Source organism: Virgibacillus dokdonensis (genome assembly GCF_900166595.1).
Taxonomy (GTDB): domain Bacteria; phylum Bacillota; class Bacilli; order Bacillales; family Amphibacillaceae; genus Virgibacillus; species Virgibacillus dokdonensis.
Window position 1 is genome coordinate 3,173,101 of the sequence record NZ_LT745763.1, and the last position, 26,508, is coordinate 3,199,608.

Consider the following 26,508-nt stretch of genomic DNA (forward strand, 5'->3'; position numbering starts at 1 on the left):
GTATAGGTGCGTGGATTGAAATGGTCTCCGTACTCTCCAGACATCGTTAAGACTACGTGTCGCACCTTGTATAGGTGCGTGGATTGAAATTACTGCACGTCTGTAACCGTCCGTGTTATCCCAAAGTCGCACCTTGTATAGGTGCGTGGATTGAAATTTGGAGACGAAAATCTAAACTCTAGAGAGTTTAGGTCGCACCTTGTATAGGTGCGTGGATTGAAATCGTTAAAAAAGCCCTGTCTATGGTTATTTCCAAGGTCGCACCTTGTATAGGTGCGTGGATTGAAATAACGACATTAATGCATTTCTTAAAAGCAAGCGGAGTCGCACCTTGTATAGGTGCGTGGATTGAAATGGAAAATGATAATAAACAGGAAGGTAGGAGATATAGTCGCACCTTGTATAGGTGCGTGGATTGAAATGTCACCATAATTTGACTTCATCATCCCCCGTGTTTCGTCGCACCTTGTATAGGTGCGTGGATTGAAATCAACTATTTGCACGCGGTTATCATCGCCAAGTCCTAGTCGCACCTTGTATAGGTGCGTGGATTGAAATCTCATCAGACATGTCATAATCACGATTATATTGGTCGCACCTTGTATAGGTGCGTGGATTGAAATTCGATAGTTTTAATGGTCTTATTGACCTTAAAAGTCGCACCTTGTATAGGTGCGTGGATTGAAATACAATTATTTGGGCTTTCTTCACCCCTACTCCTTTGTCGCACCTTGTATAGGTGCGTGGATTGAAATATGTTGCTCAAAGTATCTACTAGAATTGTTCCCCGTCGCACCTTGTATAGGTGCGTGGATTGAAATCATCCACGCCACGCACCATTTGCAAAGGCTCTAAGTCGCACCTTGTATAGGTGCGTGGATTTAAATCGCATCCTCAATTACTACCTCACCATCGTCACAAGTCGCACCTTATATAGGTGCGTGGATTGAAATTGTTTGAACATGGAAAGTAATTGATTTAAATCCTGTCGCACCTTGTATAGGTGTGTGTAAATTGAAATATAGCTCAATAGCGCCCTTACCTCGTGGAGTAGCATCTTGTATTAAAATCAACCTATCGTAGTCCTTCTTCGTCTAATAGTTACAAGGAGGAAATACTATGAAAGAACAAATTAATTATTTGATTTTCTCAATACTGACATTCGTTGGTTTTACGTTGATGTTTCCTGAGATGGGTAATGTAACTAAAACCATATATTTTGCATTCATTATATGGACCTTCATACTCATCATAAATTTAATAAGAATAATAATGAAGAATAAAAAACATCTTAGCTATTTTAATTACTTAATTGGCTTCCAAAATATAAGTCACATGAAATAAGTTATATTTCATGTGACTTATCATCAAATAATCAATAAAACTGCATACCATTAATGACTCTTAAGAAAAAAACCATTAAGCCAAAGGTAGTTGGTACCTAATTACCCTCATACATATCATCTTAACAAAGGAATACGGTCTCTATATAGCTCCATTTGCTTTAGATTTTTATCATCCGAACCATCCATATTCGCACTTACAAGTAATGGAGGTCTTTCATCGCGGCGTAAAAGTTCTTCTATCGTCATACTAATAAGCGTTTGGACAAGCACTATCCCTACAACAGATGAAGATGGTCCATACCGTGGTTCTAAACCTGGAGATTTTAAAAATGCGTCTCCTACTTCGCCATAATTATCGAAAGCTAAATCAGTTAATTCAAATAACCGCTTACCACTTTCATGGCGTGATTTTACTGATTTGCTATGTTCAAATGAAGATATTGATATGGTATATACATTTTTTTGTTTCATATAAAAAGTAGCTTCAATAGGAAAAACATTCCTCCCTGAATTAGAAACAACCAAAAACACATCGTAACCACGAATATCTACACCTTCTAATAACACTTCCGCATAACCAGATAACCTTTCCATTCGAGTGCTTTTTGTAGCTCCCTCATGTAGCATAAATCCAGAATCAAGAATAGGATTAACGAATAACGCTCCACCTGCCCGATAAAAGATTTCCTCCGCTATCATATGTGAATGCCCCGTTCCCAGCACATGTAAAACGCCACCCTGCTTCACACAATCCGCAATTAAACTTGAAGCTTGTTCCAATTGATTCGTTTGCTTACTAATTGCTCTATGTAGCTTATTCATTACTCCCTCTACATAGCCATGCATATATACATCTCCTCCTCGAAAGCAACAAAAGTGCTTCTATTACTTCCCTTTGAATCATTCTTTAGGCAAAATTTTAATTCCACTTATACCAGCTTGAATAGCAGTTTGCTTTAATTCACTTAATGTAGCGTTCTCCCTAGTAAATAAAACTTCCAACACCATAGAAATATTAGCACCAGCCACTACAGCACCTGCAATTTTTCTTTCTTGCAAAATGCACTTATTTTAAATGGAGTTCCTCCCACAATATCCGTCAGAAACAAAATATTAGTGACATTATTCATGCTATCAAGATAATGCTCTAATTTCTCTCTTAAATCACTAGGTTCATCGCTCTCCAAAAAATCAACATACTTAACTTCATGCTGCTCACCAGCAATTAATTGAATGGTTGATTTCACGCCGCTAGCATAAAACCCATGACCAGTAATGACCACTCCTGTCATACATTTGCCTCCTATTTTCTTTAAAATATATTGAAATAAAATCACACTTCTTACTCAAAGTGCCCTCGTTTATAAAAATCCAAAATACTTACCTACTAATCCCAAAAGTACAATAATACCTATAAGTTTAATTGGAGAAAAACCCTTTCGTAACAACATATATAGTAACAACGTAAAACCAAAGGGCAATAAATTAGGCATAATTTGGTCTAATAAATCTTCTTGTATCTTTATCTCCGCTTCACCTGCTGTTGCTTTTAAAGGAGTTTGAATACTAACGTAAGAAGCAATTAAAGCTCCTACTACCGTAATACCGACAATCGTAGCTGCATGTGCAATATCTTTCGTACCGGATTTTAGTTTTTGCATGGCATTTATTCCTGATCGGTAGCCAAAATAGATGCCTCCGAAACGGATAAGAAAATGCACCGCATTAAAACTAAGCAAGAAAATAATTGGACCAGCCACATTCCCTTCCATTGCTAATGACACGCCAATCCCCGCACAAATTGGAAGTAATGTAAGCCAGATTAGCGCATCACCGATTCCTCCGAAAGGTCCCATCATTGCTACTTTTACTGCACGGATAGAGTTTCCATCTTGTTTCTTTTCTTCCATAGCAGCAATCATCCCAAGAATAATGGTAGAAATAAATGTATGGCTATTAAAGAAATCTAAATGCCGTTGCATTTTCTCTGAAAGTTCTTTTTTGCTCTTCGAAACACGCTCCAAAGCTGGAAGTATACTGTAAAGCCATCCCCCTGCCTGCATTCTTTCGTAGTTAAATGAACTTTGCAAAAAGAAAGAACGGAAGGCCATTTTAAATAAATCATATTTAGTGATTACTTTTTGCATCCTATTTTCTTCCACTTGCTCCTTTTTCACATCAGATACCATTCGTTGTCGTCTCCTTTCGCTCTGTACTCTTTCGGAAATAATCGTACATTGCAATTGCAATAGCAATAATGGCAATACCTATTAACGACAATTCAAAATATGTCACTAAAACAAAACCTATCAAAAGAAACGGAATATATTGCTGCTTCAGCATAATATGAAGTAACATAGCAAATCCAACTGCGGGCATCATTCCCCCAGCCACACTTAAACCATCAAGTATCCAAGAAGGCAAACTTTCTAAAGCAGTTCTAGCGGAATCAACACCTAAATAAATTGGTAAAAAAGCAACGATGAAATTAAATAAAAATAATACAGGCAACTGCGAAAGACTAAGCCATTTTATTTTTCTTACATTACCTGCTACTGCAAGCTGATCAAATTTATGCATAATTGGAGAATATACCGTAAACAACAAAGTGATCGCACCTTGAACAGCAACCGCAAACGGTACAGCTACACTCACCGCTACCTTTGGATCTTGATCTAATAAAATAGCGAATGCAGTCCCGATTATACCGCCAATTACAACATTTGGCGGCTGCGCTCCTCCAATTGATACAAGTCCCATCCATATTAATTCTAGCGTTGCTCCTGTAATTAACCCTGTCTCCATATCTCCTAGAATAATTCCAACAACAACCCCGGTAACAATCGGTCTGTGTAAATGGGTTTGAAAATTAAATTGATCAATTCCAGCTATTCCAGCCCATATAGAAATAAGGATAGCTTTTATTAACATGCAATTTCACATCCCTTCATTATAATAAGCCAACAATGTCATATCCCCGTTCTTCTGGTACACGCTGAATCGTTTGTTTAACACCCATTTCTGCTATTTTTCTTATACACGCTCTGTCTGCTTCATTAATGGCAACGGATTTAGCAATTTGCTTCTTCCCATCTTCGTAGTGAAGATTGCCAATGTTAATCTCTTTAATTTCTAGGCCTCCTTCAATTAATTTCAATGCATCCTGAATATATCTGACAACAACTAGTAACTTTTGCTGTGCGGATGCTTGTGGTAATTTAAGAATGGCTTCTTCTATAGAAAAATAACGGGTTTCAATTCCTGACGATACCGCCATATCCATTAAGCTTTGCTGAAACGTATCATTAGCAACTTCATCATTAACTACAACAATCATATTTGCTCGTAAATAATTCACCCAACCAACAGCAACTTGTCCATGAATTAATCTATAATCAACTCTTGTTAACAATATATTAGCCATCCTTACACTCTCCTTCATTCGCAAATAAGTACAAATATTCTCTTACAGCTTGCTTTATCTTATCTTCCGATTCAGGGGCTAACAACGTCGTATATGCTTCATAGTCTCTTTTCTCCCAGTATTTTTTTGGAACAATGTATCCGATTTGATCGTTTGTATTTCCTGCAAATAATAATGGGAAATCAAAATAGGTAGCAATCTCCTCTCCCGATTCGAAATAGAATTCGCCTGGTATACCAACAAACACAATATGTTTAATCCGAAACAGTTGAATCACTGTCGTAATATCATTTACTTTTTTTACATTTTTGACTATTTGCAGTAAACAATTAGCCCCTTCTATTTGTGACGCTATTCTGCGTAATTCTCCCACAGAAACTTTATCTTGTTTCTCGCTATATATAGCCTGTAATTTTTTTAACTCCTGTTTAATCGTTTTTTCATCAGGTATATCTCGCATTTGTAAAGTAATTGGATATAACGCTGCTCTTACAATTGGCCGCTCTATAGCTGTTGCACTTTCTGAAGTTTGAATTACCTTTTGTGCTAATTTCCCACCTATACGCTCTATTTCTTGAAAAGTGGATGCTTTTCGCGTAAAGCGTGTACTAATATCTGCTGATGGACCATTTATAAACATGGCACAGTTTACATCCGAACGCTCCTCTAAAACTTTGCTCACTTCACCGGGGAAATCAGCGCTAATATATACGTTATTAGCGTTTAAAATGGTTGGGTGGCATGCAAAATGATACATTATTGCCTTTTCTCCTTGTTTATTCGTAAACGTAATAACGCTTACTTTATGATCATAGCTAGCTTCTAAATTGTTACGATTGGTAGCTATTCCTTCTGCAACCCCCTCCCCAAACTTAACCTCACATATCTCTAAATTTTTTAATGCATAATCAATAGCTGCTAATATTTGGTTATGTTGATGGTCTACAATTGACTTTGTATATGGTAAATAGCCATTCAGATACGGATGAGCAGTTGCAAGTAAAGAACTCTCATCAAATATGCCTCCGGGGCCTGAGTGGGTATGGGTTGCATGAACAAACACATGATGTTTAGGTATGGAAAAGTTCTCCCAAATCCTTTTTGTTAATAATTTCACATAGCGAGAATCAATGCCTACTAAATCAAGATTTATCATAATAAATAAGTCATTTTCATTCGAAAATACAAATACTCGCGTGTAAAGAGGATCATGAATTCCTGCTGCTTTTCTTTCCTTCATATAACCTGCTAAGTTTGTACCTATTTGAGGGGTAATTTCTTTCTTTGCTGTTCCACAGTGAAGCGGCATATAGTATTATAGCTCCTTTCATGATAATTAAATGTTAGTCATCGATTAAACACCGAAAAAAGAAATGATTATTCTTCCTGTACTTAGCTCCAAGACAGCTTGTTTTTCCTTTGGAAAATATGTCCGGATAAAGTAACTCGACATCTACTTTAAAGAACGATCCATACTTTATTCATGTGTGTTGCCAATCAAGATAATTTTGTTAATTTTCAGTTAGTATCGACGCTAGGTCATTCAGCAACTACTTCTTGTTTATATATTTGTAGCTTTCTCCCCAACATACGCCTCCTTCCCTTTAATATTTTTTCGTACTATACACACTATAAATGATAAATAAGTTATCGTCAATATCTTTTTTGAAAATAATAGTATCATTTAAACTATCTTAAACTATATTGATATTGAGATGATAGATTTAAAGAACAAAGGCTCGGGGCGCCCGGTTAGCAACGTAGCGAGTGGAACGAATCAATGAAAGTTTTAGGAATCATGCTCCTGCAACAGGAGTATACCGGCGCCCTCCCGCAAGCCCGTCTTTAGTCGGCCTTCCTTTTTAGAACGAACCGATGATGATTTAGCTTAAGGCAATGCAGTGAAGTCGAGTCGCCTAGTTGTTGGACGCTTGCGCCGGACGTGGCTAAATAAATTAGTTAGTTTATCCACAGCTGCAAAATTTGATAATTTCCTCTAATTTCCTAGACAAAAACAAAAAATCATGCTCCCCTCCCATGTGGCACATGATTTTTTAACGTTGTACCCTTTTCTTTTGAATAAGCAGTCTAAGAGGTTATCATAAATCGTTTAAACTAATAGAAAATAGATATATAGATTCACATGCTTATAACTCCTAGAATCAATAGCTATTTGTTTTCCTCAACGTCATCTTCCTCTCATTTACCATTACTTCCATTAAAAATATTTGAAACGTTTTTCATCATTATTGCAGTATGGTTTATACTTTACTAATGTATCTTATCAAGCTTAACGTCTCTTTTTTTAATGCTTTTGACATAGTAATTAAATACCTATTCTTTTGCTAATTCTTGTTAAAGTCAGTTAACGTTTCATTATAGTTGTATGAGTGCTTTTCGTCTCATTAACTACCGCTTCTTTTAGATAACTTATTTATCGCAACCATTTATAAATAACCAAATAATATACAAGATTTTATTGTAAGTATTTTTTGAAAACTTTATTATTATAGATAAACATTTTATCGGTTGTCCGTTATAATAGAGGTAATTTGAGGTGATGAGGTGATGATGTGAAAAAGAACTCCCCTGTATTTGGAAATAGATTGAAATTTCTACGGAAGCAGAGGGGCTTAAAACAGGAAGAAGTTGCAAAGTCTCTTAACATTTCCCGTGCTAGGTATTCCCATTACGAGAACAATCATGTAGAGCCAGATATAGAAATGCTTAAAAACTTATCTCGTTTTTATAATGTAACCATTGATTACCTAGTAGGAAATGGTAATCAAAACAATGATAAAGATGAAGTTTTAGATATTGATCCAGAATTAAAACTTTGGTATAGGGATTTGCCAAGCAATGGAGAGAAAGATATGCTTCGGCTTAAAAAAATTTGGGATGTATTTAAAGAAGAATAAAACTGATTGGATTTTGTGTCAAAGTTGAGTTAAAAAAATTTCCTTTATATAATACGACAACGGATAACTAAAGCTTTCATGACCGCATTCTGAGTATACATTAATTTGTTCTAAATACAACAATTTTTACATAATATACTTGGTGCGATCCCCAAGTGCACATAAAACCCAGGGGGATTCGCACCAAAATCTACTTGCTTTTTTATTGGTTTTTGTATTAACATTGAAGATAATTAATAACATTTAAAATTTTCAACCTAAAAATGGACTGTTTTTGATTATTTTTGTTAGTTTTTTAGGGTGAACTCGCTACGTCGCACCTTGTATAGGTGCGTGTATTGAATACTGCATAAACAACTTTTATGCTGTTAACAATACCATAAATTGAAGTGGTTTGTAGCTAAAAACTCATAAAGAAAGGATGATGAATATGCTTGTTTTATATCCTTTAGTACAAGGAGTTTTTATAGGGGGCATTGTTGTAGCCTTAACCATCTTATTTGTCAAGGCCATTAAATATAAAATTGTTATTTATGCACCTAGCTCTCTAGCAATTGTTATTTCTCTTATAATGTTGGTGGAAGCGCATACTGCTGCATGTGCTGCTCCTAATTGTTATACTTCAATGATAAATACTATTACTTCTATTACTGTATTAATCTTTTCAATCCCCTCTTTCATTTGCGCCTATTTAAAAGTTGGTTAAGCTCTTGTTTTTTGTAATATCCCAACAGGAAGCTGCATTAGCAAAGTAGTAAGCGAACCTGATCACGAAGCTCGTTGCTCACTGCTTACATTGACCATATATGCTAACTCAAGGCAATAGAATTCGTAAGGGCTCAGAAGCAATTAAAGTGGCTGTGACTGAGGGGTTTTTCTTATTAAAAAGCACCTTACTCTTCTATTTTTCGAAGCTAAGTACAGACTGGTTTCTTTAAATAGGTCGCACATTACATAAATATACTTATCTACTAACTAAAAAACCGCTAGTTATACAAGTTTGCCTTCCCACGCATAGCGTACTTAATCTATTGTTCTACAACTAGCGGCTCCTCATTTTTTTCAATACGATTGAACTATTTTCAATAAATGAATATATCCGCATACTTTTTTAACAAGCCCCCTAAAAAACAATCAATTCAAATCCGTGAAAATTTTACCAGGGTTAAAAATATGATGCGGATCTAGACTGTCTTTAATACTTTTCATCACTTGAAGAGCTGCGCCATGCTCTGCCAGTTGATATTTTGCTTTACCAACCCCAACGCCATGTTCACCAGTACATGTTCCACCACATGACAAAGCATAGGAAACAATTTGCTCATTCACCTCATTTGCTTTTGCAATATCTTCTGGATTCTGTGCATCAATCATCATTAATATATGATAATTACCATCGCCGACATGCCCAATGATACCTCCAGCAAGTCCTGAAGCATCCACAGCAGCTCTTCCTTGTGTAATAGCATTTGCCAAATTAGAGATTGGCACACAAACATCGGTTACCATCTGCTTTTTCCCAGGATAATGATGTAAAAAAGCGTACGCAGTTTGATGTCGTGCTTCCCACAAACGATTTCTCCCTAGCGTATCTGCTTCAAATGCGAGATCTTGACATTGATGTTCCTCTAAAATTTCCGTAGTAAAATTCATATCCTCTTGGAGGCCCGCTTCATTTCCATGAAATTCTATAAAAATTGTCGGCTTTTCTAAATAATCCGTATTACTAAATAAATTGATGTGTTTCATCGATGATGCATCTACGAGTTCCACCCTAGCAACAGGAATGCCAGCTTGTAATATAGCAATAACTGCCCCCACTGCATTATCTAACGTAGTAAATGCCGCTCTTCCTGCCACCATTTTTTCTGGTATACCATGTACTTTTAACGTAAGTTCTGTAAAACAACCAAGCGTTCCTTCTGAACCAATAAATAATCCATTAAGATGTAATCCAGAAGAAGACTTCGCTGCCATATTCCCCGTATGAATAACGCTACCGTCTGCTAAGACAACTTGCAAATTCCTAACCTGATCTCGCATTACACCATATTTAACAGATGTTGTGCCACTTGCATTTGTCGCTGCCATCCCTCCTAGAGTTGCATCGGCACCAGGATCAACAGAGAAAAATAAACCGTACTTTTTCAACTCTTTTTCCAATTGCTTTCGCGTCACACCTGGTTGCACCTTAACTAAAAAATCATCTGGTCGTACTTCCAAAATTTGATTCATTAAGGAGAAATCAATCGTAATCCCTCCTTGATATGGAATAACACTCCCTTCCAGGCTCGTACCTAAACCAAAAGGCACTATCGGCACATTAAACTCCGAAGCCAGCTTCACCACACGACTTACTTCTATTGTTGTTTTTGGAAAAACAACTACATTTGGTAAAGCAGGTGTATGGTAAGATTCATCTGCACTGTGCTGCTCTAATATCGTTTCATTATCACTTATACGATCTGATGGAAGTATCTGTTCTAATGCATTCATAAATATCATTTTCTACTCTCTCCATCCCACATTAATTTAAATAATTCAAAAATTAAACCTGTATGTAAACACATATTAGTTTCCCTTTAAATACTTAGAGGTTAACAGTAAAAAAATATCATCATTTACACAACAATACTTACAAGTGTGTTAAAAAAGCAATACTCTCCCCCCATAGGAAGACCTTATCATATTTATGAATTATTGAGAAGTTACCAATTATCCTAAAATTTCATGAACCCATTCCATCCTTTTGTAAGAACAACACGGATAACCATGATGCTACTAAAAAGAAGAACAAGTAAATGTCAAAAAATATCGTTACTGTGATTTAAATAAAATTGCTATAAGGAAGACACGTATAGTCAAGAATAAGTAATATTGACGTTACAAAAATTTGCAAGCTAGAAACTAAAAAACAGTATTGTACAATTATATTCATGAAATGACTAATTATGAATTATGCCTTATAATGAATATAAAATTATTCATATCATTTCAGTTTACTTTTTAGTGCGAACCCCAAGTGCACATAAAAACCCTAGGGGATTCGCACCAAAATTTAAGTAATATTACGGTAATATATGTAATATAATTCCATTTACACAAATTATTTGCGATTTCTAAGCTAAAAACGGGCTGTTTTTTATGATTTTTTTAACTTTTTAGTGTAAAATCGCAGTCGCACCTAATATAGGTGCGTGGATTGAAATCTTTCAATGAATACTTTAAAGCGTGGATGAAAACAGTCGCACCTAATATAGGTGCGTGGATTGAAATTGCATTTAATCGCCCGTAATCTCGATTGCACAAAGCCGTCGCACCTAATATAGGTGCGTGGATTGAAATTGCTTTGATTAAAATCATAAATAATTGAAGAGAATAGTCGCACCTAATATAGGTGCGTGGATTGAAATATTTTAAAACAACTCCTTTAAGGTTTTTTTAACTGTCGCACCTAATATAGGTGCGTGGATTGAAATCTCGACTATGTGATCATCTAATTGCTTTTGCATGTGTCGCACCTAATATAGGTGCGTGGATTGAAATATTTTGCTGTGCCAACGAAACTACACTCGACAATACGTGTCGCACCTAATATAGGTGCGTGGATTGAAATATCCTCAAATGAGGAAGGACAAGAAAAACAGACGTCGCACCTAATATAGGTGCGTGGATTGAAATGCCGTTGTTATACGTATTTAAACCGATATTTAATCTTCGCACCTAATATAGGTGCGTGGATTGAAATCGTAACCGGGTTAACAAATTCACGAGCGAAACCAAGTCGCACCTAATATAGGTGCGTGGATTGAAATCGTGGCATGTCTTAATACTCCCTGAGCAAATACTGCGTCGCACCTAATATAGGTGCGTGGATTGAAATGTAACAACTATCAAAAATTCGGTCGATTGTTATTGTCGCACCTAATATAGGTGCGTGGATTGAAATTCTTAAAGCTAAAATTGTTTTCTCGTCCATTTTTTAAGTCGCACCTAATATAGGTGCGTGGATTGAAATAGCTATCATCCAAGTAGATTGCAATAATGAAAAAGGTCGCACCTAATATAGGTGCGTGGATTGAAATAAAACAAAAACAACAAGCTCCTGGAAACGAGAAAGTCGCACCTAATATAGGTGCGTGGATTGAAATTTTGCCAGCCATGCCCGATTCCGCAACCGGGTTAGTCGCACCTAATATAGGTGCGTGGATTGAAATACACGATCATCATCATTAACACTGTAAAGTACTGGTCGCACCTAATATAGGTGCGTGGATTGAAATATCATGTAAATCTCTCCATACACCTGCTTTTCTTAGTCGCACCTAATATAGGTGCGTGGATTGAAATTTACTTGCATTTACAAACATCTTATTAGATGCCGTCGCACCTAATATAGGTGCGTGGATTGAAATTGGCTTTCGAGCTTTTGATTGGACTAAATTCCCATGTCGCACCTGATACAGGTGCGACATGGGAATCATCACATAAAACTTCAATAATCATGAAACATCGCTTGTATTTCTGATAGGTCATCCGTCAGAGTAAGTGCTAACATTAACAATATTCTAGCTTTTTGCGGTGACAAGTTATCTGCGGTTATAAAAGGAAAAGTATCAAAACTTTCAATAGGGACAACCCGTCCTTCAAAGCACCGACTACTTCTAACCACTACTATTCCTTTTTGACAGGCTTTTTTTAGCGCCTTCTCCTCTTTTGGAGAACACCTTCCCGCCCCCGTCCCAGCTAACACAATTCCAGAATACTTCCCACTATCGACAATAAAATTAATAATATCTTCGTTTACACCAGCGTATGAATACACAATGGCCACCTCAGGTAAGTTTCTAACGTTGCTATTATCATTAAACACAGATTGAAAAGTATGCTTTCTAGTTGGATATCTATCATATAGCACGGTGTGTTCCGCACTTACATACCCTAGAGCCCCCGCTTTTCCTGATTGAAATGTTTCCAAACTATACGTATCTGTTTTGGATACTTCTCGTGCAGAATGAATTTCATTGTTAGCAACAACAAGAACTCCTTTATCATACGATTGTTCATCTATTGCTACTTTAAAGGCTATCCACAAATTTTGTAACGCATCAGAACCAAGGGCGGTAAAAGGTCTTTGCGCCCCCACAATTACTACTGGTTTTCCACTTTGAACCGTTAAATGCAAAAAGTAAGCCGTTTCTTCTAACGTGTTTGTTCCATGCGTAATGACAATCCCATCATAATGCTCTTGATTAAGCAATTCATTAACAAGTCTTTTTAACTTTAGCCAATCAGAACTTTGCATTTTTGTACTACTCTTGTTAGCTAACTCGTACGCATCTACTTGAGCTATATTCAAAACTTCTGGAACTTGTCGCAATAAATCTTCCCCCTTATAATAACCAGTCCGATAGTCTTTTAGGTCAAGTCGGTTCGCACCTTTACCTGAAATAGTTCCCCCGCTTGCAATTAATTTTATTCTTTTCATTATTACCCCTCACTCAAGTAATCGTCTTCTTTTTAAAAGCTGGAATAACAATAGACAACAAAGCTACTATAAAGAGAGCCATTGCTATAGGACTTTCTAAAAAAATGCCCAAACCCCCTTCAGAAATAGTCAGTGACTGCCTCAAAGATTGCTCCATCATTCCTCCCAAAATAAAACTTAAAATAAATGGTGGTGCTGGGAAACGCGCTAATCGCATTAAAAACCCAATAACCCCAAATATAAGTAATAAGTAAATATCAAATGTGTTAAAACTAATAGCATAGACGCCAAGCATACAAAAAGTAATTACTAGTGATATAAGAAGTGGTCTAGGAATAAGTAACAGCTTGGAAATATACGGGATCAACGGCAAATTTAATATTAATAAGAAGACATTTCCGATATACATACTAGCAATAACGCCCCAAAACAAGGTCGGTTCATCCTCAAATAACAGAGGGCCAGGTTGCACTCCTAGCACAAGTAACGCTCCTAATAACACAGCTGTCGTACCTGATCCTGGAATTCCAAGACTTAATAACGGAACAAACGCGCCACTGGTAGCTGCATTGTTAGCAGTTTCTGGAGCTGTTAATCCTTTTATGGAACCTTTCCCAAATTGCTCAGGTCTTCTCGATAATTTTTTCTCAATAATATAACCAATAAAAGAAGCAATCGTTGCGCCAGCGCCCGGTAACACACCAATGATAAATCCAAGAAAAGATTGCCTTGTTGCTGGCCCTTTCATTTCTTTAAGATCCGATTTCGTCAGCTTGAGACTACCAATATTTTGGTGTATATCGTTCTTCTCTTTAAAAGAGTTAATGATTAAAAAGCAAATTTCAGCCAAAGCAAACAAACCTAGAGCTATAACTAAAAATTCAATACCACTTAATAAATTTGTCATCCCAAACGTAAAACGAGGGGTTCCTGTTTGCGCATCAATCCCTACTGTGGCAAACATAAAACCAATCACTCCCGAAATAAACGCTTTCGCAAGAGAACCTTCTGATAAACTAGCAATAGCCGTTAGCGCTACTAACATTAAAGCAAAGTACTCAGGCGGTCCAAATGCAATCGCCACTGAGGCAAGCATTGGAGCAAATAACATGAGTAATACAATTCCTACCGTTCCACCAATAAAAGAAGAAATAGCTGCAATGGCAAGTGCTTTTCCCGCTTTTCCTTGTTTCGCTAATGGATGACCATCAAAAGCTGTGGCTACTGTTCCAGATATACCTGGAGCATTTAACAAAATCGATGATGTAGAACCTCCAAATACAGCGCCGTAATAAACTCCCGCCATCATAACAAGAGCAATAGTAGGATCAAACCCATAAGATATAGGAATCATGACCGCAATTGCCGAAATTGGACCTAATCCCGGTAACATACCAATAAAAGTACCTGCCAACACACCAATAAAAACAAAAATAATCCCTTCTACACTAAAAGCAACCTGAAAACCTGATAGTAATCCTTCCAAACCTCCCATAATAACCTCCCTCTAAAAAGGCATAACCCCTTGCGGCAATCGAATTTGTAATGCGCTCGTAAATAAAAGATAAAATGTTAATGGTACGAGAATAGCTATAACAGCATTAATTACATGTTTTCTATAACCTAATAAGTACGAGCAAAAGAATATGAAGAAAGTGCTTACAATTAAAAACCCTAAACTCTCTAAAAAACTAGCATAAAGAACGATGAGCAAAAACACACCAAGTAATTTCAGCAAATCAGTCTTATTTATATTTAATTTGTCATTTTCAGCGTCCCCTTTTCCGAAAAATAAGATAGTGGAAAGAACTAGTAATAATATTCCTAAAATTATTGGCAAAGCATTCGAATCTATTGGTACATAAGCATAGGACGGCAATCTATAGGCAAAGAAGAGATATAAAATAGCTATGCACCAAAGAAGCACTGCAATTTTTCTATTTAATGTTTTTAACATGTTTATAGATCAACTCCCATCTTGCCCTCATTCATTTTTTAATATTCCTAGCTCATCCAGTAATTGTTCAGACTCTTCTTTCTGTTCATCTAAAAAATCTTTGTACTCTTCTCCATACATGAACATTTCATCCCAACCATACTGCTTTCGAATTTCTTTCCATGCTTCTGACTCATTTAATTCTTTAAACTTAGACACATAAAAATCTATGGCGTTTTCGTCAGTATCAGGTGGTGCAAAAAAACCTCGCCAATTCACAAAATAGGAGTCAATCCCCTGTTCTTGAACCGTTGGAAATTCAGAAATAACTTCTCCCTCTAATCGCTCTTCTGAAGTGACTCCAAGCACCTTGATTTTCCCAGCCTTTGCTTGTTCAATGGTTTCCGCAACACCAGTTGAATAAACATCAGCACTTCCGTTCAATAAAGCTGTTAATGTTCCTCCATCTTGCTCAGATACATATTTAATTTTTTTAATATCTACTCCAGCTTCCTTGGCAATTTTCACAAATTGAATATGATCCATACTCCCAGGAGAAGATGCGCCAATGATTGTAACGGATGAAGGGTCTTTCTTCATATCTTCAAATAAATCGTTTAAATTCTCCCATTTTGAATCTGCCCTTACTGCAAAAGCACCATAATCAGCAATTACATTGGCAATTGGCGTAAAATCATTATGATCATACTGAGATTGACCATTTAATGGCACATCAATAATTGGAGGGGAAGCGATAAACATGTGATGCGGATTTCCTGCTTTCTCAGCTACATAAGCCCAACCAACAGCACCCCCTCCACCAGGTTTATTTACTACGCCAATATCTTGCTCTATTATCCCTTCTTCCTCAAATATTTTGGCAGCCATTCTCGCAGTTGTATCCCAGCCACCCCCAGCACCAGCAGGAGCGACAACCTCAATCGATTCTTTTGGAGACCATTCCCCACTAACCGCTTTATTATTATTAGAACAAGCGATTAAAGTAACCATGCTTACAAACACTAAAATCAAACCCCATTTTTTTCCCAACGTAATCACCCTTTCATTTTTGTATAACAAACTCGCCTGTAAGTGCTATTCATAGTAGAATCATTTGTTCATAGAGATACAAAAACTATCATGCCTTCACCCAAAAAAGTAGTTGAAAATAGATAATTCCCAAAAAGGTCGATTTTTAAAAAATCATATTTTCAAAACACCGTATATAGTTGCTTGTTCAATAAATGGAATACTATATGCCGACATGAAATAATCTAATGACCTTTTTGGGGTAAGAATCAATCAAACTTTTATCGCGCTATTGAAACAGTCACTTTTTAGGTGCACTAATCAATTCAAATTTTATTTGACTTGCTAGTAACCCCGTTGTGCATTGCATAATATTCATTTATATATTTCAATTTTTATAAGGAATTAGATCACTTCTTTATCATTTTGTTTTTCCTTATCAATAGCATAAAAAATATCTGGAAAAAGTTTTTTTATATCTTCGTTGAAAAATAATTCATACTTCACCATTGTATCTCGACCAGGATCAGCATCTCCTTTTTCTATTTTTCTAACATAGATAGTTGAAATACCCAATTCTTTTGCTAATTCTTGTTGAGTCAATTGATGCTTTTTTCTGAGCTGTGTAAATGCTTTTCGTTCCATTAACTATTCTCCCTCCATTTGATAACTTTTTTATCATTACAAATACTATAAAAGATAAACTAATTATCGTCAATGATTTTTAGAAAATTTTATTATCATAGATAAACATTTTATCGGTTGTCCGTTATAATAGAGGTAATTTGAGGTGATCATGTGAAAAAGAACTCTCCTGTATTTGGAAATAGATTGAAATTTCTACGGAAGCAAAGAGATTTAAAACAGGAAGATGTTGCAAAATCTCTGGGTATTTCTCGTGCTAGATATTCCCATTACGAGAACAATCATGTAGAGCCAGATATAGAAATGCTTAAAAATTTATCACAATTTTATAATGTAAGTATTGATTACTTGGTAGGAAATAGCATTAAAAACAAGAATAAAGATGAAGTTTTAAATATTGATCCAGAATTAGAACTCTGGTACAAAGAATTACCAAGCAATGGAGAGGAGGATATGCGTCGTCTTAAAAAAATTTGGGATGTTTTTAAAGAGGAATAAAATTGGTGTTGTAAAGCTTTCTTCATTTTAGAGTGTATAAGAAATTTTTCTATTGGAGTTTGGTTTCAAAAAGGCGTTCAGAAATTTGCTTTATATAATACGTCAACAGATAACTAAAACTTTCATGACCGCCTTTTGTGTATTCATTAATTGTTCTAAATACAAAAATTTTTACATAATATACTTGGTGCGAACCCCAAGTGCACATAAAAACCCAGGGGGATTCGCACCAAAATCCGCTTGCTTTTTTGATGATTTTTGTAATAATATTGAAGATAATTAGTAATATTTAAGATTTTCAACCTAAAAATGGACTGTTTTTGATTATTTTTGTTAGTTTTTAGGATAAAATCGCAGTCGCACCTTATATAGGTGCGTGGATTGAAATTCTTTTATATCACTCTACATCCACAATAATATTAGGTCGCACCTTATATAGGTGCGTGGATTGAAATTGATGGACTTTGACCACTAACAAAAAATCGTTTTTGTCGCACCTTATATAGGTGCGTGGATTGAAATCTTAGATAAAAGATGAATATGTCGTGCCAAATAAGTCGCACCTTATATAGGTGCGTGGATTGAAATATATCCTCATCAAGATCAAATAATTGATACAATTGTCGCACCTTATATAGGTGCGTGGATTGAAATAACAACTTACCGTACATTTCTGTCAGCTGGCCAGTCGGTCGCACCTTATATAGGTGCGTGGATTGAAATAAATTGTGCTCTTACCATTTCTACTATTGCAACGTCGTCGCACCTTATATAGGTGCGTGGATTGAAATAATCACTCTATATCCGTAATACCTTGGTGGTGCAAGTCGCACCTTATATAGGTGCATGGATTGAAATAAATATCAATTCGTCATGAATAGTCCCCCAAAGCGAGTCGCACCTTATATAGGTGCGTGGATTGAAATGTAGAGATTACAACACCAACGCACCAAGTTATTAGTCGCACCTTATATAGGTGCGTGGATTGAAATTTTAATGTTTTCTTTGGCGTTTTCGCATTATATGAGTCGCACCTTATATAGGTGCGTGGATTGAAATTTGCAATAAACAAAATGAAAACAACTAATCAAGTTGTCGCACCTTATATAGGTGCGTGGATTGAAATAAATATTATGGAATATTTTACTGATAATGACCTAGTCGCACCTTATATAGGTGCGATGGAAATTACAGCTGGTATAATAGCCATTTTTACCTTAAAATAATTCAGAATTATCCACCATATCCTTTATTGAAGATGTTTGTAACTTCCCCCTATAAATTTGTAGTTGCCACTAATAAACCAAAGTTTTTAGTGATCAAGTATTAAAAACATACCTATACATAATTTGAAAACTTGCAGGTGTTTCTTAGCCATGTATAGAAGTCTACTATAATAAAAGAGTTAAGGGGAAAGGCGAGTTTTATTATTGAGACAAGAACTATAACTGGGTTATTTACATTTGTTTTATTAATGTGCATTTCAATGGCGAATATTAAGATTTGAAGCACCAAATTGGAAAGGAACATTTTTTTAAGTTCAATGTTAGAGGATATCCTGACGGTGATAACGGAAAAGCCGAATTGTATCTAAGCAAGACAACGTATTCTTTAAATTCAGTAAGCACGAGATGGTATGATTAATTATACTTGTAGCATAGGCATAACATATTAAGGGGTGATTCATTTGAAAAAGTATGCCAACCTTATACCAGTTTGCTTAGAGAATTGATGAATACGCTCTGCTAATTCTCCACGATAAAAAGACTCCCCGTAGCTATCTGCTATTTCCTGTAATGTCGTTTCATGGTTTGGTGCGTACCATATTTCACCTGCTGCAGGTGCTTTTCCTTTAGGTGCAAAAGTTGTAAACCATTCTTTAAATAAATCATCTGTCAGTTTCCGTTTATAAAAGAGCAAGTACCAACATCTGGTGAAATCATTGTACATTCAGATAAATATGAAATGATACCAGGAGATTATGTGTCTAAAGGAGAGCCAGAAATACAGTCTGTAGATACTCCCTCCGTATTGGAACTTTCCGAAGAATTTGAAACACTTACGGTCAATAAAAATAGTAGTATAGAAATTATCGTTAAAGAAAATCCATCACTTACTGTTTTTCAGTGGAACGAAGATGAACAAACAAAAGAAGTTGCTCTTAAAGACAATAAACTAAATGTCCCACAAAAAGAAGGAATTTATATTTATGAAGTGAAAGCCAAGTGGGAAAACGGGGAGGCATCGTTTATATTTGATGTAGAAGTTAAATGACCAAGTACTATCATAAAGCAGTAAAAGCAAATATCTTGTTAATAACTCGCACCCGGATAAAAAAACATCTACTACTCAACAAAGTTAGATTATTTTTAACAAACAGGAATGACTAGCGAAGGAAAAATATTAGGAAAATTTGGCTGTCGCCAATTCTAATAGCGACAACCTTTGTTTTTCTTATACTATCATCCACGAATGCTTTCTACAGTTCAAAAAACCGCACAAGATGTGCGGCATATTTTAAACAGTAATTAATCCAATAGCTACGGTGCTTGCTAAGAGAACAATACTAAGCCCCCATAGCCAAAACAGGGAATAACGAATATGACGTCCCATTTCCAAGCCTGCCAATCCCAGAGCCAACCAGACTGCTGGTGAAAATGGACTAATAAACGTTCCAACAATATTGCCAACAATCATCGCATAACCAGTAGATAGAGAATCAATCCCAAAGCCAGTTGCAATTTGTTCGACTACTGGCATTAATGCGAAATAATACGCATCCGTGCTTAACAACAAATCAAATGGAACACCAAAGAATCCGATAATTAAATGAATATACGGCGCAATGAATGCTGGGATTACTTTGACCACATCTTCTGCAATCGCATTCAACATTCCCGTACCAGTTAAAATCCCTAAGAAGGTTCCAGCTGCTAGTATAATTGTCGCCATCATTAAGGCATTTGGAGCATGAGCGCGAATGCGATCCATTTGATCTTCCATGTTTGGATAATTTAGCGGTAGCGCTAAGCTTACCCCAATCATAAATACAAGCCCTGCTGGGATAATGCCCCATACTAATGTCCCTACAACGGCAACGGCTAATAAAACGTTAAGCCAAAATTTCCAAGCAACAGTTTCTGACGCTTTGTTTATAGTTTCTGACGTAGCGTCTACGTTGGTTACATCAGGCTCCATAGCTGCCGCCGCTTCTACGGATCCGTATGCTTTCGTAATCCGCCTTTTTTCCCGATATCCAAGAACAATCGCTAAAGCAATCATAAGTACAAGTCCAATGGCTTGAACAGGTATTAACGGTCTCCATAATTCCGTGACATCCATATTTAACACAGAAGCCGACCTGCCCAACGGCCCTGCCCATGGTAACATATTCATAATGCTTGCGCTTCCTGCAATCAATAGCAGAAGTAAATATGGATTCATCTTTAACTTTTTATAAAGCGGCAACAATGCTGGTATGGTAATAAGAAATGTAGATGCCCCAGACCCATCTAATTGAGCAATGGCAGCAATAAAAACACTACCAACACTAATTGCGATGACATTCCCCTGCGATACAGTAATCATCCCTCGAATTAATGGATCAAATAATCCAACATCTTGCATAATACCGAAAAAAAGAATCGCAAAAATAAACATAATTGCAACATGTACAACATCGGCAATCCCATCATTAAAAAATGTTCCGATGTCTTCTAGACCAAATCCAGCAATGACTGCAGCTATGATAGGTGTCAACACTAATGCTATAATTGGCGCCACACGTCCGCTAATTAATAATAGTACAATGATGATAATCGTCAAAAATCCATTGATACTTAAAACTCCCATGATATCCCCCTTCTGCATAGCAAAGCGGTATGTAAAACCCCAAAGTCACGCAAATGTTATCTTCTAACGTTTTCTCAACTAGTTTTATGAGAAACAATGCTTTTCACGATAAAAGTTATCGAAAAGTATTAGATTAGTAATTAAAATATCACGGAATGTAAGCGGTTAAAATATTGTGTCGATAAGTATTTTAACTATTATTTGTTTCATTTTGTTCATAAGTTTCACAAAGGACATAACGCCTTTCTGGTCTGCCTACATTTCCATACAGCAGTGTTGTCTTAATCTTTTTTAAGGAAACGAGATACTCTAAGTATCTTCTGGCAGTTGATCGGCTCGTCCCAATTTGTTCACTTAACTCCATAGCTGTAATTCCTTTTACCTTTTTAGTTTGAAATAGATTGGTAACTTCATCTAACGTAATTGAATCAATTCCTTTAGGCAACTGACCATGCGTTTTTTTGGTAGGAGAGAAACCCCCAATCTGTCTTTCCATCAGATCATCGATTTCATGCTGTTCTAAAACTTCTTTCGACATCAAAAAGCGCCGCCTTTGTTGATACTGCTTCAACATCTTTGTAAACCGCTCTGCATCCACAGGCTTAATGATATAATCAATCACGCCACCACGTAGCACTTCCTCAATGACGTTTTTTTCTATCGCAGCGGAGATTACCACAATATCTACTCGTTTACAGTGGGTACGCAATTGCCAAAAAAGTTCCAATCCTTCTACATCTGGGATATAGATATCCAATAATATGAGATCTATTTCTGTCCCTGGCTGCCGCAAATAATGATAAGCTTCTTCGGCTGTTTTGACACTTTTTACAACCTGATACCCATCTACTTGTTCCACAAATTGTTGATTGATCGCTGCAACGCGAAAATCATCTTCAATAATTAGTACCTGTATCCCCTGTTTGTCCATGCCTTTCCCATCCCCCTTTCGGCATAATAATGATAAAACGAGCCCCTCCTAATTCGCCTTCTTCCACTAAGATTTTTCCTCCTACACGATCTACAAAATGTTTACTTAACGCTAAACCAACACCACGATGGTCGCCATTTTTGGTCGTATAACCTTGTTCAAAAATATAATCCATATCCTGATGTGAAAGTCCGCTTCCCGAATCATCCACCTCTACAATGACATCTTCACCAATATCTGTAAATAGAACCGTCATGTTACGATTCGATTTTGCTTCCTTTTTCACAGACTCGATAGCATTCTCAAGCAAATTACCGACCGCTGTTAAAAACGCCCGTTGCTTTTCTCCAACAAAACTAGTAGAAAGCTGGCTATCTGGATCAATCGTCATCGTAACGCCAAGTTCGCTAGCTTGATCCCATTTCCCTTGAAGCAACCCTTGAACCATTGGATCAGCTACTTGTTGCAGTAAAAATCGCGAAAGTGTCCCTTGGGTTTTGTTTTCTTGCTTTATATAAGCGATCGCTTCTTCCTGCTTATCTAGCTGTAACAAACCTAGAATAGTATGCAATTTATTAGAAAATTCATGCGTTTGTGCACGTTGGGCATTGGCATATTGTTTCATTTGCGATAACTCTTTTGTAATGCTTTCCAGCTCCGTTTTTTTACGAAATGTAGTAACCGCCCCAATGATAGTATGTTGATGAAAGATAGGCATTCGGTTCGTCAAAACAATGACATCACCAAGGATCATCTCTTTATTAAAATGCTTCTCACCTGTTTTCAAAACATCAAATAACCCCGTATGAGGTAAAAATTCATCAACACTTTTCCCTACATACGACCTTCTATCTATTTCTCGCTCGAATAAAATAGTTTGCGCAGCAACGTTCATCATCATCATTTTCCCTTGGTTATCCACAGCAATAATTCCTTCATGTGTAGACTGTAAAATGGCCTCCTTTTGCAATAATAGTTGAGTGATTTCCTCAGGCTCCATTCCCGATAATAATTTTTTTAAATAGGTAGCAATCAGAATAGCGCCTATAACCCCTATGAAAAGAATACCAAACAGCATTAACCAAACAGATCTGCTTTGCTCCTCAATAATATGTTGCACTTCTTCATTTAAGAAGCCAACCGATACCACACCAATAATTTCTCCACGCTTATCTCTAATAGGTGTTTTTCCGCGAATGGATAACCCTAACGATCCTTCACGCTTTGAGATATATGACTGTCCTTCTTCTAAGGCACGAGCATTATCCCCACCAACCATTGGCTTTCCAATTTTTTTCGGGTCTGGATGTGCATAACGAATGCCTTCCTTATTTCCTATAACTATAAACTCTGCTCCAATATTTTGTTGAAGGGGTCCGACAATATTTTCCATGACCGTTTCCGGACGCTCTAACTCAAAAGCATCGCGTACACTTGGCATATTCGCGACACTTTTAGATACGCTTAACGCCCGCTTTGCTATTTGATCTTCCATCGTTGTTGCTATAAATGAGCGAAGAAACAATCCAAAAATAACAAACATCCCTATAAGCAAGATACTTATAAGCATGATCATTTTCACCTTTAAACTGAAATATCGTTTATTAGCAATAATATCTTTCTTCTTATGTAGAATAAACATCTTTACGCCCTTTTTCATCCTCTCTCTTACTAGTATAATGACATGTTTATGATAGGAAGAAAGAATTTGCTTTAACGAACCGATTGTAGACAGGATAAAAAGAAAAATGGATGCTACTGTGAGCAAAATCTTCTCCCTTCGCTTCTTTCGTCATATGACGATATACTCATTTTTCAAAAAAATCCCTCTCTTCACTTTCATTTGCTCATAGTCAACTATATACTATACATAACTGAAAATATGGGTCATATTGGTAAATGTCCTATTTATCGGAGGCTAAAATGTGAAGAAGCAACGATACATTTTTTTGCTACTGTTATTCATAATTTTCTTAGGAGGTTGTCAAATGGAAAGTGAGAAAACAAAGAAACCTTCCGAAATGAACCCCGAAGACCTGCCTGATGTAAGAGCATTTCAAGATGAATTTACCCGAGGTTTTTTACAATCGACAGAAGAAACAAGACCTGGCTATTATCCATTTTTGTCCGGGACGGGGAAGTATGAAATGGATTTTCCTGAAGGTGGAATTATTGGAGAAAGGGCTTATTCCCTGAAGAAGGATCAATTCGAAAGTTATTTGATTGGAATTCAGAGTTCATTGTTTGAATCATCTATAAATATAACATATACAGAGGAAAAAGAAGGAAATGAACAAATCACGTTAGACATGCTAAGAAGGAGCACTAATGAAGACTTAAAATTTAAAAAAGAAGAACTACAAAACACACGCCTATATACAGCGCCATTAAATGAATATGGTGATATTGGATTTGTGAGCTACATACAAAATTTGAATGGTATAGGAGGAATTCAATTGACTTATGTGTCAGAATGCGTCAAAGAGAATGAAAAATGCTCGAAAAACATTGAAAAACAAAAGCTTGTAATATTAGATTGGATAAAATCAATACACTTTATTAAAAAAGAAAACGAAAGCGAATGATATTGATGCCTAAGAAAGCAACTGCTGGAGATACATTTCAGTTAAGATTAATAGATTTAGAATATAAAGGTTTATCCAAGAAGGAAATGACTAAACGAATTAAACAAATATATTTAGAAGAATATGGAGATAAACTTAATGCAGAAATTGAAATATACCAATCTTCTGAAGCAACTACTTTAACACAAAATTCAGGATATGACGGAACCGCGGTTTATCTTAAAAGACATAATGAAAATGATAAGCTTTTTATTATTTCCCAAGGCTCTAAAGATAAAGTTGATTGGAATTATAATATAAAAGCCATGTTAGCTGGGAAAAATTATTCACAGGCGCAAGATACTCACAAATTTACAGAAGAAGTTATAAATACATTTGGGATAGATAAAATAAGAGAAAAACCTAATATTGTAGGATTATCACATTCACTAGCCCATAATAATAATACAACAGCTCACTTAGTCTATGGCACATTCGATGAAGTGTATAGTGTGAATGGAGCCCAAACTAATTATTATCAACTTTATTCAGCTGATAATAATTTTGCAAATAAAATAAGAAATCAATTTTTCATCTCTCGTTCAGATCCAAATTCCATCTACAACATAGACCCAAACCAACTCCGTCAATTCGCGGAAAACTACTATAAAGACAAAGCAAAAAATATCCACCAAATCATCTCAAAGGATGATCCACTTTATGCTGCAAGTGCTGTGCGTGGCTTCTTCACGCTTGGGAATGTTGAAATGGTGGACACAAATCCTAACTATCCAGGATTGCGATCACTAGTAGAGGATATTCCAGATGAAGTAATACAGGACTTTCAAGAACTAGCCATCCAGTACACCACTGCTTCTAATCAAGGTGGGATAAACGGAGCTATGCAAGATATTTTGGGCGTTAATATGGATGTTGTAAATAAAATCGATGATACATTTGATATACTTAAAACGTATACAACAGATCAAGCTGAAATTGATGAAATGATTCGTCAATTAGATAAAAAAGTGCCAGGACTACTTCAACAAGTAAAAACAATTACAAGTAATTCTGATTTAATTTTTGGTAGATTAGAAGATGCAGGATATATATCAAATGCACAAAAGCAACTTATTGGTAAAGAATTCTCCAACATAGAAACAGAACTAGAAGGGATTCAAGAGACATTATCTAGCATAGTAGATGTGCGAGGCACTGGGAACTTTATCACACAAATCGGCGGGGACATTGCAGCAGCGCTAAAAGTAAAGGGACATATTAACGCGATCAAAGATAGTCTCAAAGTGTTAAATCAAGAAGATCTTCTGAAGGTTTTAGATGAGTTAAAGGCTAGCCATAGTATTATGGAAGTTTTAAGTGGTTTGTCGCATGGTAAAAAATCCTATTTAGGAACAGATATGCTTTTTACTACCAATCATGGGAATAAAGAAATAAAAGTGAATATTTCAGCCGCTTTGCGTATGTATCAAGAAGGGAAAACCGTTTTAGAAGAAAAGCTATCTAAGATTCGTCAGTTTCAAGCAGCAATAGATAGAGAAATTCCCAAATCCTATGACAGAAACAAATATAAAGTGATGCGCAAAATAGATGACATAGAGGCAAATCCTAGTGTATATACACATATTCTTAGAAAGCATCTTTACTTTTCACGATTAGATAAAAAAGTAAGGCGGATTCAAGTCCACGACGTATTTTTTCCATTAGAACATACGAACCTAGATGAAGAAATATACGAACTAAAGCAAAGTGTACAAAAAAGCTATACATATATTGAAAATTATCGCAAAGCCATCGAAGATTTGTTTACGGAAGAAAAAGAAGTCGCTACTTTATTTCGGTTAGTAGAGGGAGAATGA

23 protein-coding genes and 3 CRISPR repeat arrays (1 of these 26 only partly in view) are annotated in these 26,508 nt (G+C 36.1%); of the genes, 6 read left to right on the plus strand and 17 right to left on the minus strand.

Features of this window, described 5'->3' with window-relative positions; genetic code table 11:
* Window positions 1-953: a CRISPR direct-repeat array (repeat unit 32 nt; unit sequence GTCGCACCTTGTATAGGTGCGTGGATTGAAAT); it begins 678 nt to the left of the window's first position.
* Window positions 954-1,460: 507 nt separating this feature from the next.
* The 7 genes from B2C77_RS16405 to B2C77_RS16430 all read right to left on the minus strand — a co-directional run bounded on the left by B2C77_RS16405 (window position 1,461) and on the right by B2C77_RS16430 (window position 6,079).
* Entirely contained in the window at window positions 1,461-2,192 is a 732-nt protein-coding gene (locus B2C77_RS16405; RefSeq protein WP_073006605.1) for a sugar isomerase domain-containing protein, read from the minus strand.
* A 54-nt stretch (window positions 2,193-2,246) separates the two neighbouring features.
* Complete coding sequence (locus B2C77_RS21770) at window positions 2,247-2,405, minus strand: PTS sugar transporter subunit IIA (RefSeq protein WP_176087351.1); 159 nt, start codon at window positions 2,403-2,405, stop codon at window positions 2,247-2,249.
* Complete coding sequence (locus B2C77_RS16410; protein ID WP_077706022.1) at window positions 2,375-2,638, minus strand: PTS sugar transporter subunit IIA domain-containing protein; 264 nt, start codon at window positions 2,636-2,638, stop codon at window positions 2,375-2,377. Before B2C77_RS16410 ends, B2C77_RS21770 begins: the two co-directional genes overlap by 31 nt.
* Before the next feature lie 69 nt (window positions 2,639-2,707).
* A complete protein-coding gene (locus tag B2C77_RS16415; protein WP_077706023.1) occupies window positions 2,708-3,535 on the minus strand; it encodes a PTS system mannose/fructose/sorbose family transporter subunit IID in 828 nt (275 codons plus the stop codon).
* On the minus strand, window positions 3,525-4,277 hold the full coding sequence (gene agaW / locus B2C77_RS16420) for a PTS N-acetylgalactosamine transporter subunit IIC (RefSeq protein WP_073006600.1): 753 nt from the start codon (window positions 4,275-4,277) through the stop codon (window positions 3,525-3,527). The genes B2C77_RS16415 and agaW overlap by 11 nt, the downstream gene beginning before the upstream one ends.
* A gap of 19 nt (window positions 4,278-4,296) precedes the next feature.
* Window positions 4,297-4,770, minus strand: coding sequence for a PTS sugar transporter subunit IIB (locus tag B2C77_RS16425; protein WP_073006598.1), 474 nt, complete (start codon window positions 4,768-4,770; stop codon window positions 4,297-4,299).
* Window positions 4,763-6,079: a neutral/alkaline non-lysosomal ceramidase N-terminal domain-containing protein gene (locus tag B2C77_RS16430; RefSeq protein WP_077706024.1), complete on the minus strand. Its 1,317-nt coding sequence runs from the start codon at window positions 6,077-6,079 to the stop codon at window positions 4,763-4,765. The genes B2C77_RS16425 and B2C77_RS16430 overlap by 8 nt, the downstream gene beginning before the upstream one ends.
* Window positions 6,080-7,343: 1,264 nt before the next feature.
* On the opposite strand from B2C77_RS16430, the gene B2C77_RS16435 reads away from it, so the two are divergent.
* Window positions 7,344-7,688: a helix-turn-helix domain-containing protein gene (locus tag B2C77_RS16435; RefSeq protein ID WP_077706025.1), complete on the plus strand. Its 345-nt coding sequence runs from the start codon at window positions 7,344-7,346 to the stop codon at window positions 7,686-7,688.
* A 421-nt stretch (window positions 7,689-8,109) separates the two neighbouring features.
* Window positions 8,110-8,394 (plus strand): hypothetical protein, encoded by a 285-nt coding sequence (locus B2C77_RS16440; protein ID WP_147301663.1) that lies wholly within the window; start codon window positions 8,110-8,112, stop codon window positions 8,392-8,394.
* Between the two features lie 428 nt (window positions 8,395-8,822).
* Here B2C77_RS16440 and B2C77_RS16445 read toward each other — a convergent pair whose 3' ends face one another.
* The 6 genes from B2C77_RS16445 to B2C77_RS16470 all read right to left on the minus strand — a co-directional run bounded on the left by B2C77_RS16445 (window position 8,823) and on the right by B2C77_RS16470 (window position 16,786).
* Window positions 8,823-10,193: an FAD-binding oxidoreductase gene (locus B2C77_RS16445; RefSeq protein WP_077706027.1), complete on the minus strand. Its 1,371-nt coding sequence runs from the start codon at window positions 10,191-10,193 to the stop codon at window positions 8,823-8,825.
* Between the two features lie 672 nt (window positions 10,194-10,865).
* Window positions 10,866-12,103: direct repeats of the CRISPR family, unit length 32 nt; unit sequence GTCGCACCTAATATAGGTGCGTGGATTGAAAT.
* 80 nt (window positions 12,104-12,183) lie between these two features.
* Window positions 12,184-13,176 carry an asparaginase gene (locus B2C77_RS16450; protein ID WP_077706028.1) on the minus strand — a complete coding sequence of 331 codons (993 nt, stop codon included), beginning with the start codon at window positions 13,174-13,176 and terminating at the stop codon, window positions 12,184-12,186.
* A gap of 13 nt (window positions 13,177-13,189) precedes the next feature.
* Window positions 13,190-14,671, minus strand: a complete 1,482-nt coding sequence (locus B2C77_RS16455; protein ID WP_077706029.1) for a tripartite tricarboxylate transporter permease — start codon at window positions 14,669-14,671, stop codon at window positions 13,190-13,192.
* A gap of 12 nt (window positions 14,672-14,683) precedes the next feature.
* The gene (locus B2C77_RS16460) at window positions 14,684-15,133 is read right to left on the minus strand and encodes a tripartite tricarboxylate transporter TctB family protein (protein ID WP_077706030.1); all 450 of its coding nucleotides are present in this window, start codon (window positions 15,131-15,133) and stop codon (window positions 14,684-14,686) included.
* Between the two features lie 27 nt (window positions 15,134-15,160).
* Window positions 15,161-16,123, minus strand: a complete 963-nt coding sequence (locus tag B2C77_RS16465) for a tripartite tricarboxylate transporter substrate binding protein (RefSeq protein WP_077706950.1) — start codon at window positions 16,121-16,123, stop codon at window positions 15,161-15,163.
* Between the two features lie 423 nt (window positions 16,124-16,546).
* Window positions 16,547-16,786: a helix-turn-helix transcriptional regulator gene (locus B2C77_RS16470; protein ID WP_077706031.1), complete on the minus strand. Its 240-nt coding sequence runs from the start codon at window positions 16,784-16,786 to the stop codon at window positions 16,547-16,549.
* A 153-nt stretch (window positions 16,787-16,939) separates the two neighbouring features.
* Between B2C77_RS16470 and B2C77_RS16475 the strand changes: the two genes are divergently transcribed.
* Window positions 16,940-17,284 carry a helix-turn-helix domain-containing protein gene (locus tag B2C77_RS16475; RefSeq protein WP_073006582.1) on the plus strand — a complete coding sequence of 115 codons (345 nt, stop codon included), beginning with the start codon at window positions 16,940-16,942 and terminating at the stop codon, window positions 17,282-17,284.
* 356 nt (window positions 17,285-17,640) lie between these two features.
* Window positions 17,641-18,410: direct repeats of the CRISPR family, unit length 32 nt; unit sequence GTCGCACCTTATATAGGTGCGTGGATTGAAAT.
* A gap of 557 nt (window positions 18,411-18,967) precedes the next feature.
* On the opposite strand, the gene B2C77_RS16480 is transcribed toward B2C77_RS16475, so the two are convergent.
* Complete coding sequence (locus tag B2C77_RS16480) at window positions 18,968-19,204, minus strand: gamma-glutamyltransferase (protein WP_077706032.1); 237 nt, start codon at window positions 19,202-19,204, stop codon at window positions 18,968-18,970.
* Between the two features lie 45 nt (window positions 19,205-19,249).
* On the opposite strand from B2C77_RS16480, the gene B2C77_RS16485 reads away from it, so the two are divergent.
* Complete coding sequence (locus B2C77_RS16485; RefSeq protein WP_141130752.1) at window positions 19,250-19,558, plus strand: hypothetical protein; 309 nt, start codon at window positions 19,250-19,252, stop codon at window positions 19,556-19,558.
* A gap of 243 nt (window positions 19,559-19,801) precedes the next feature.
* Here B2C77_RS16485 and B2C77_RS16490 read toward each other — a convergent pair whose 3' ends face one another.
* The 3 genes from B2C77_RS16490 to B2C77_RS16500 form a co-directional block, all read right to left on the minus strand.
* On the minus strand, window positions 19,802-21,136 hold the full coding sequence (locus B2C77_RS16490) for a CitMHS family transporter (protein ID WP_077706034.1): 1,335 nt from the start codon (window positions 21,134-21,136) through the stop codon (window positions 19,802-19,804).
* 190 nt (window positions 21,137-21,326) lie between these two features.
* Window positions 21,327-22,067 carry a response regulator gene (locus B2C77_RS16495; RefSeq protein WP_077706035.1) on the minus strand — a complete coding sequence of 247 codons (741 nt, stop codon included), beginning with the start codon at window positions 22,065-22,067 and terminating at the stop codon, window positions 21,327-21,329.
* Window positions 22,033-23,835, minus strand: a complete 1,803-nt coding sequence (locus tag B2C77_RS16500; RefSeq protein ID WP_367946646.1) for an ATP-binding protein — start codon at window positions 23,833-23,835, stop codon at window positions 22,033-22,035. Before B2C77_RS16500 ends, B2C77_RS16495 begins: the two co-directional genes overlap by 35 nt.
* A gap of 220 nt (window positions 23,836-24,055) precedes the next feature.
* Here B2C77_RS16500 and B2C77_RS16505 point away from each other — a divergent pair, with 220 nt between their 5' ends.
* Window positions 24,056-24,652, plus strand: a complete 597-nt coding sequence (locus B2C77_RS16505; protein WP_077706036.1) for a YvcA-related protein — start codon at window positions 24,056-24,058, stop codon at window positions 24,650-24,652.
* A 5-nt stretch (window positions 24,653-24,657) separates the two neighbouring features.
* A complete protein-coding gene (locus B2C77_RS16510; RefSeq protein ID WP_077706952.1) occupies window positions 24,658-26,508 on the plus strand; it encodes a DUF6792 domain-containing protein in 1,851 nt (616 codons plus the stop codon).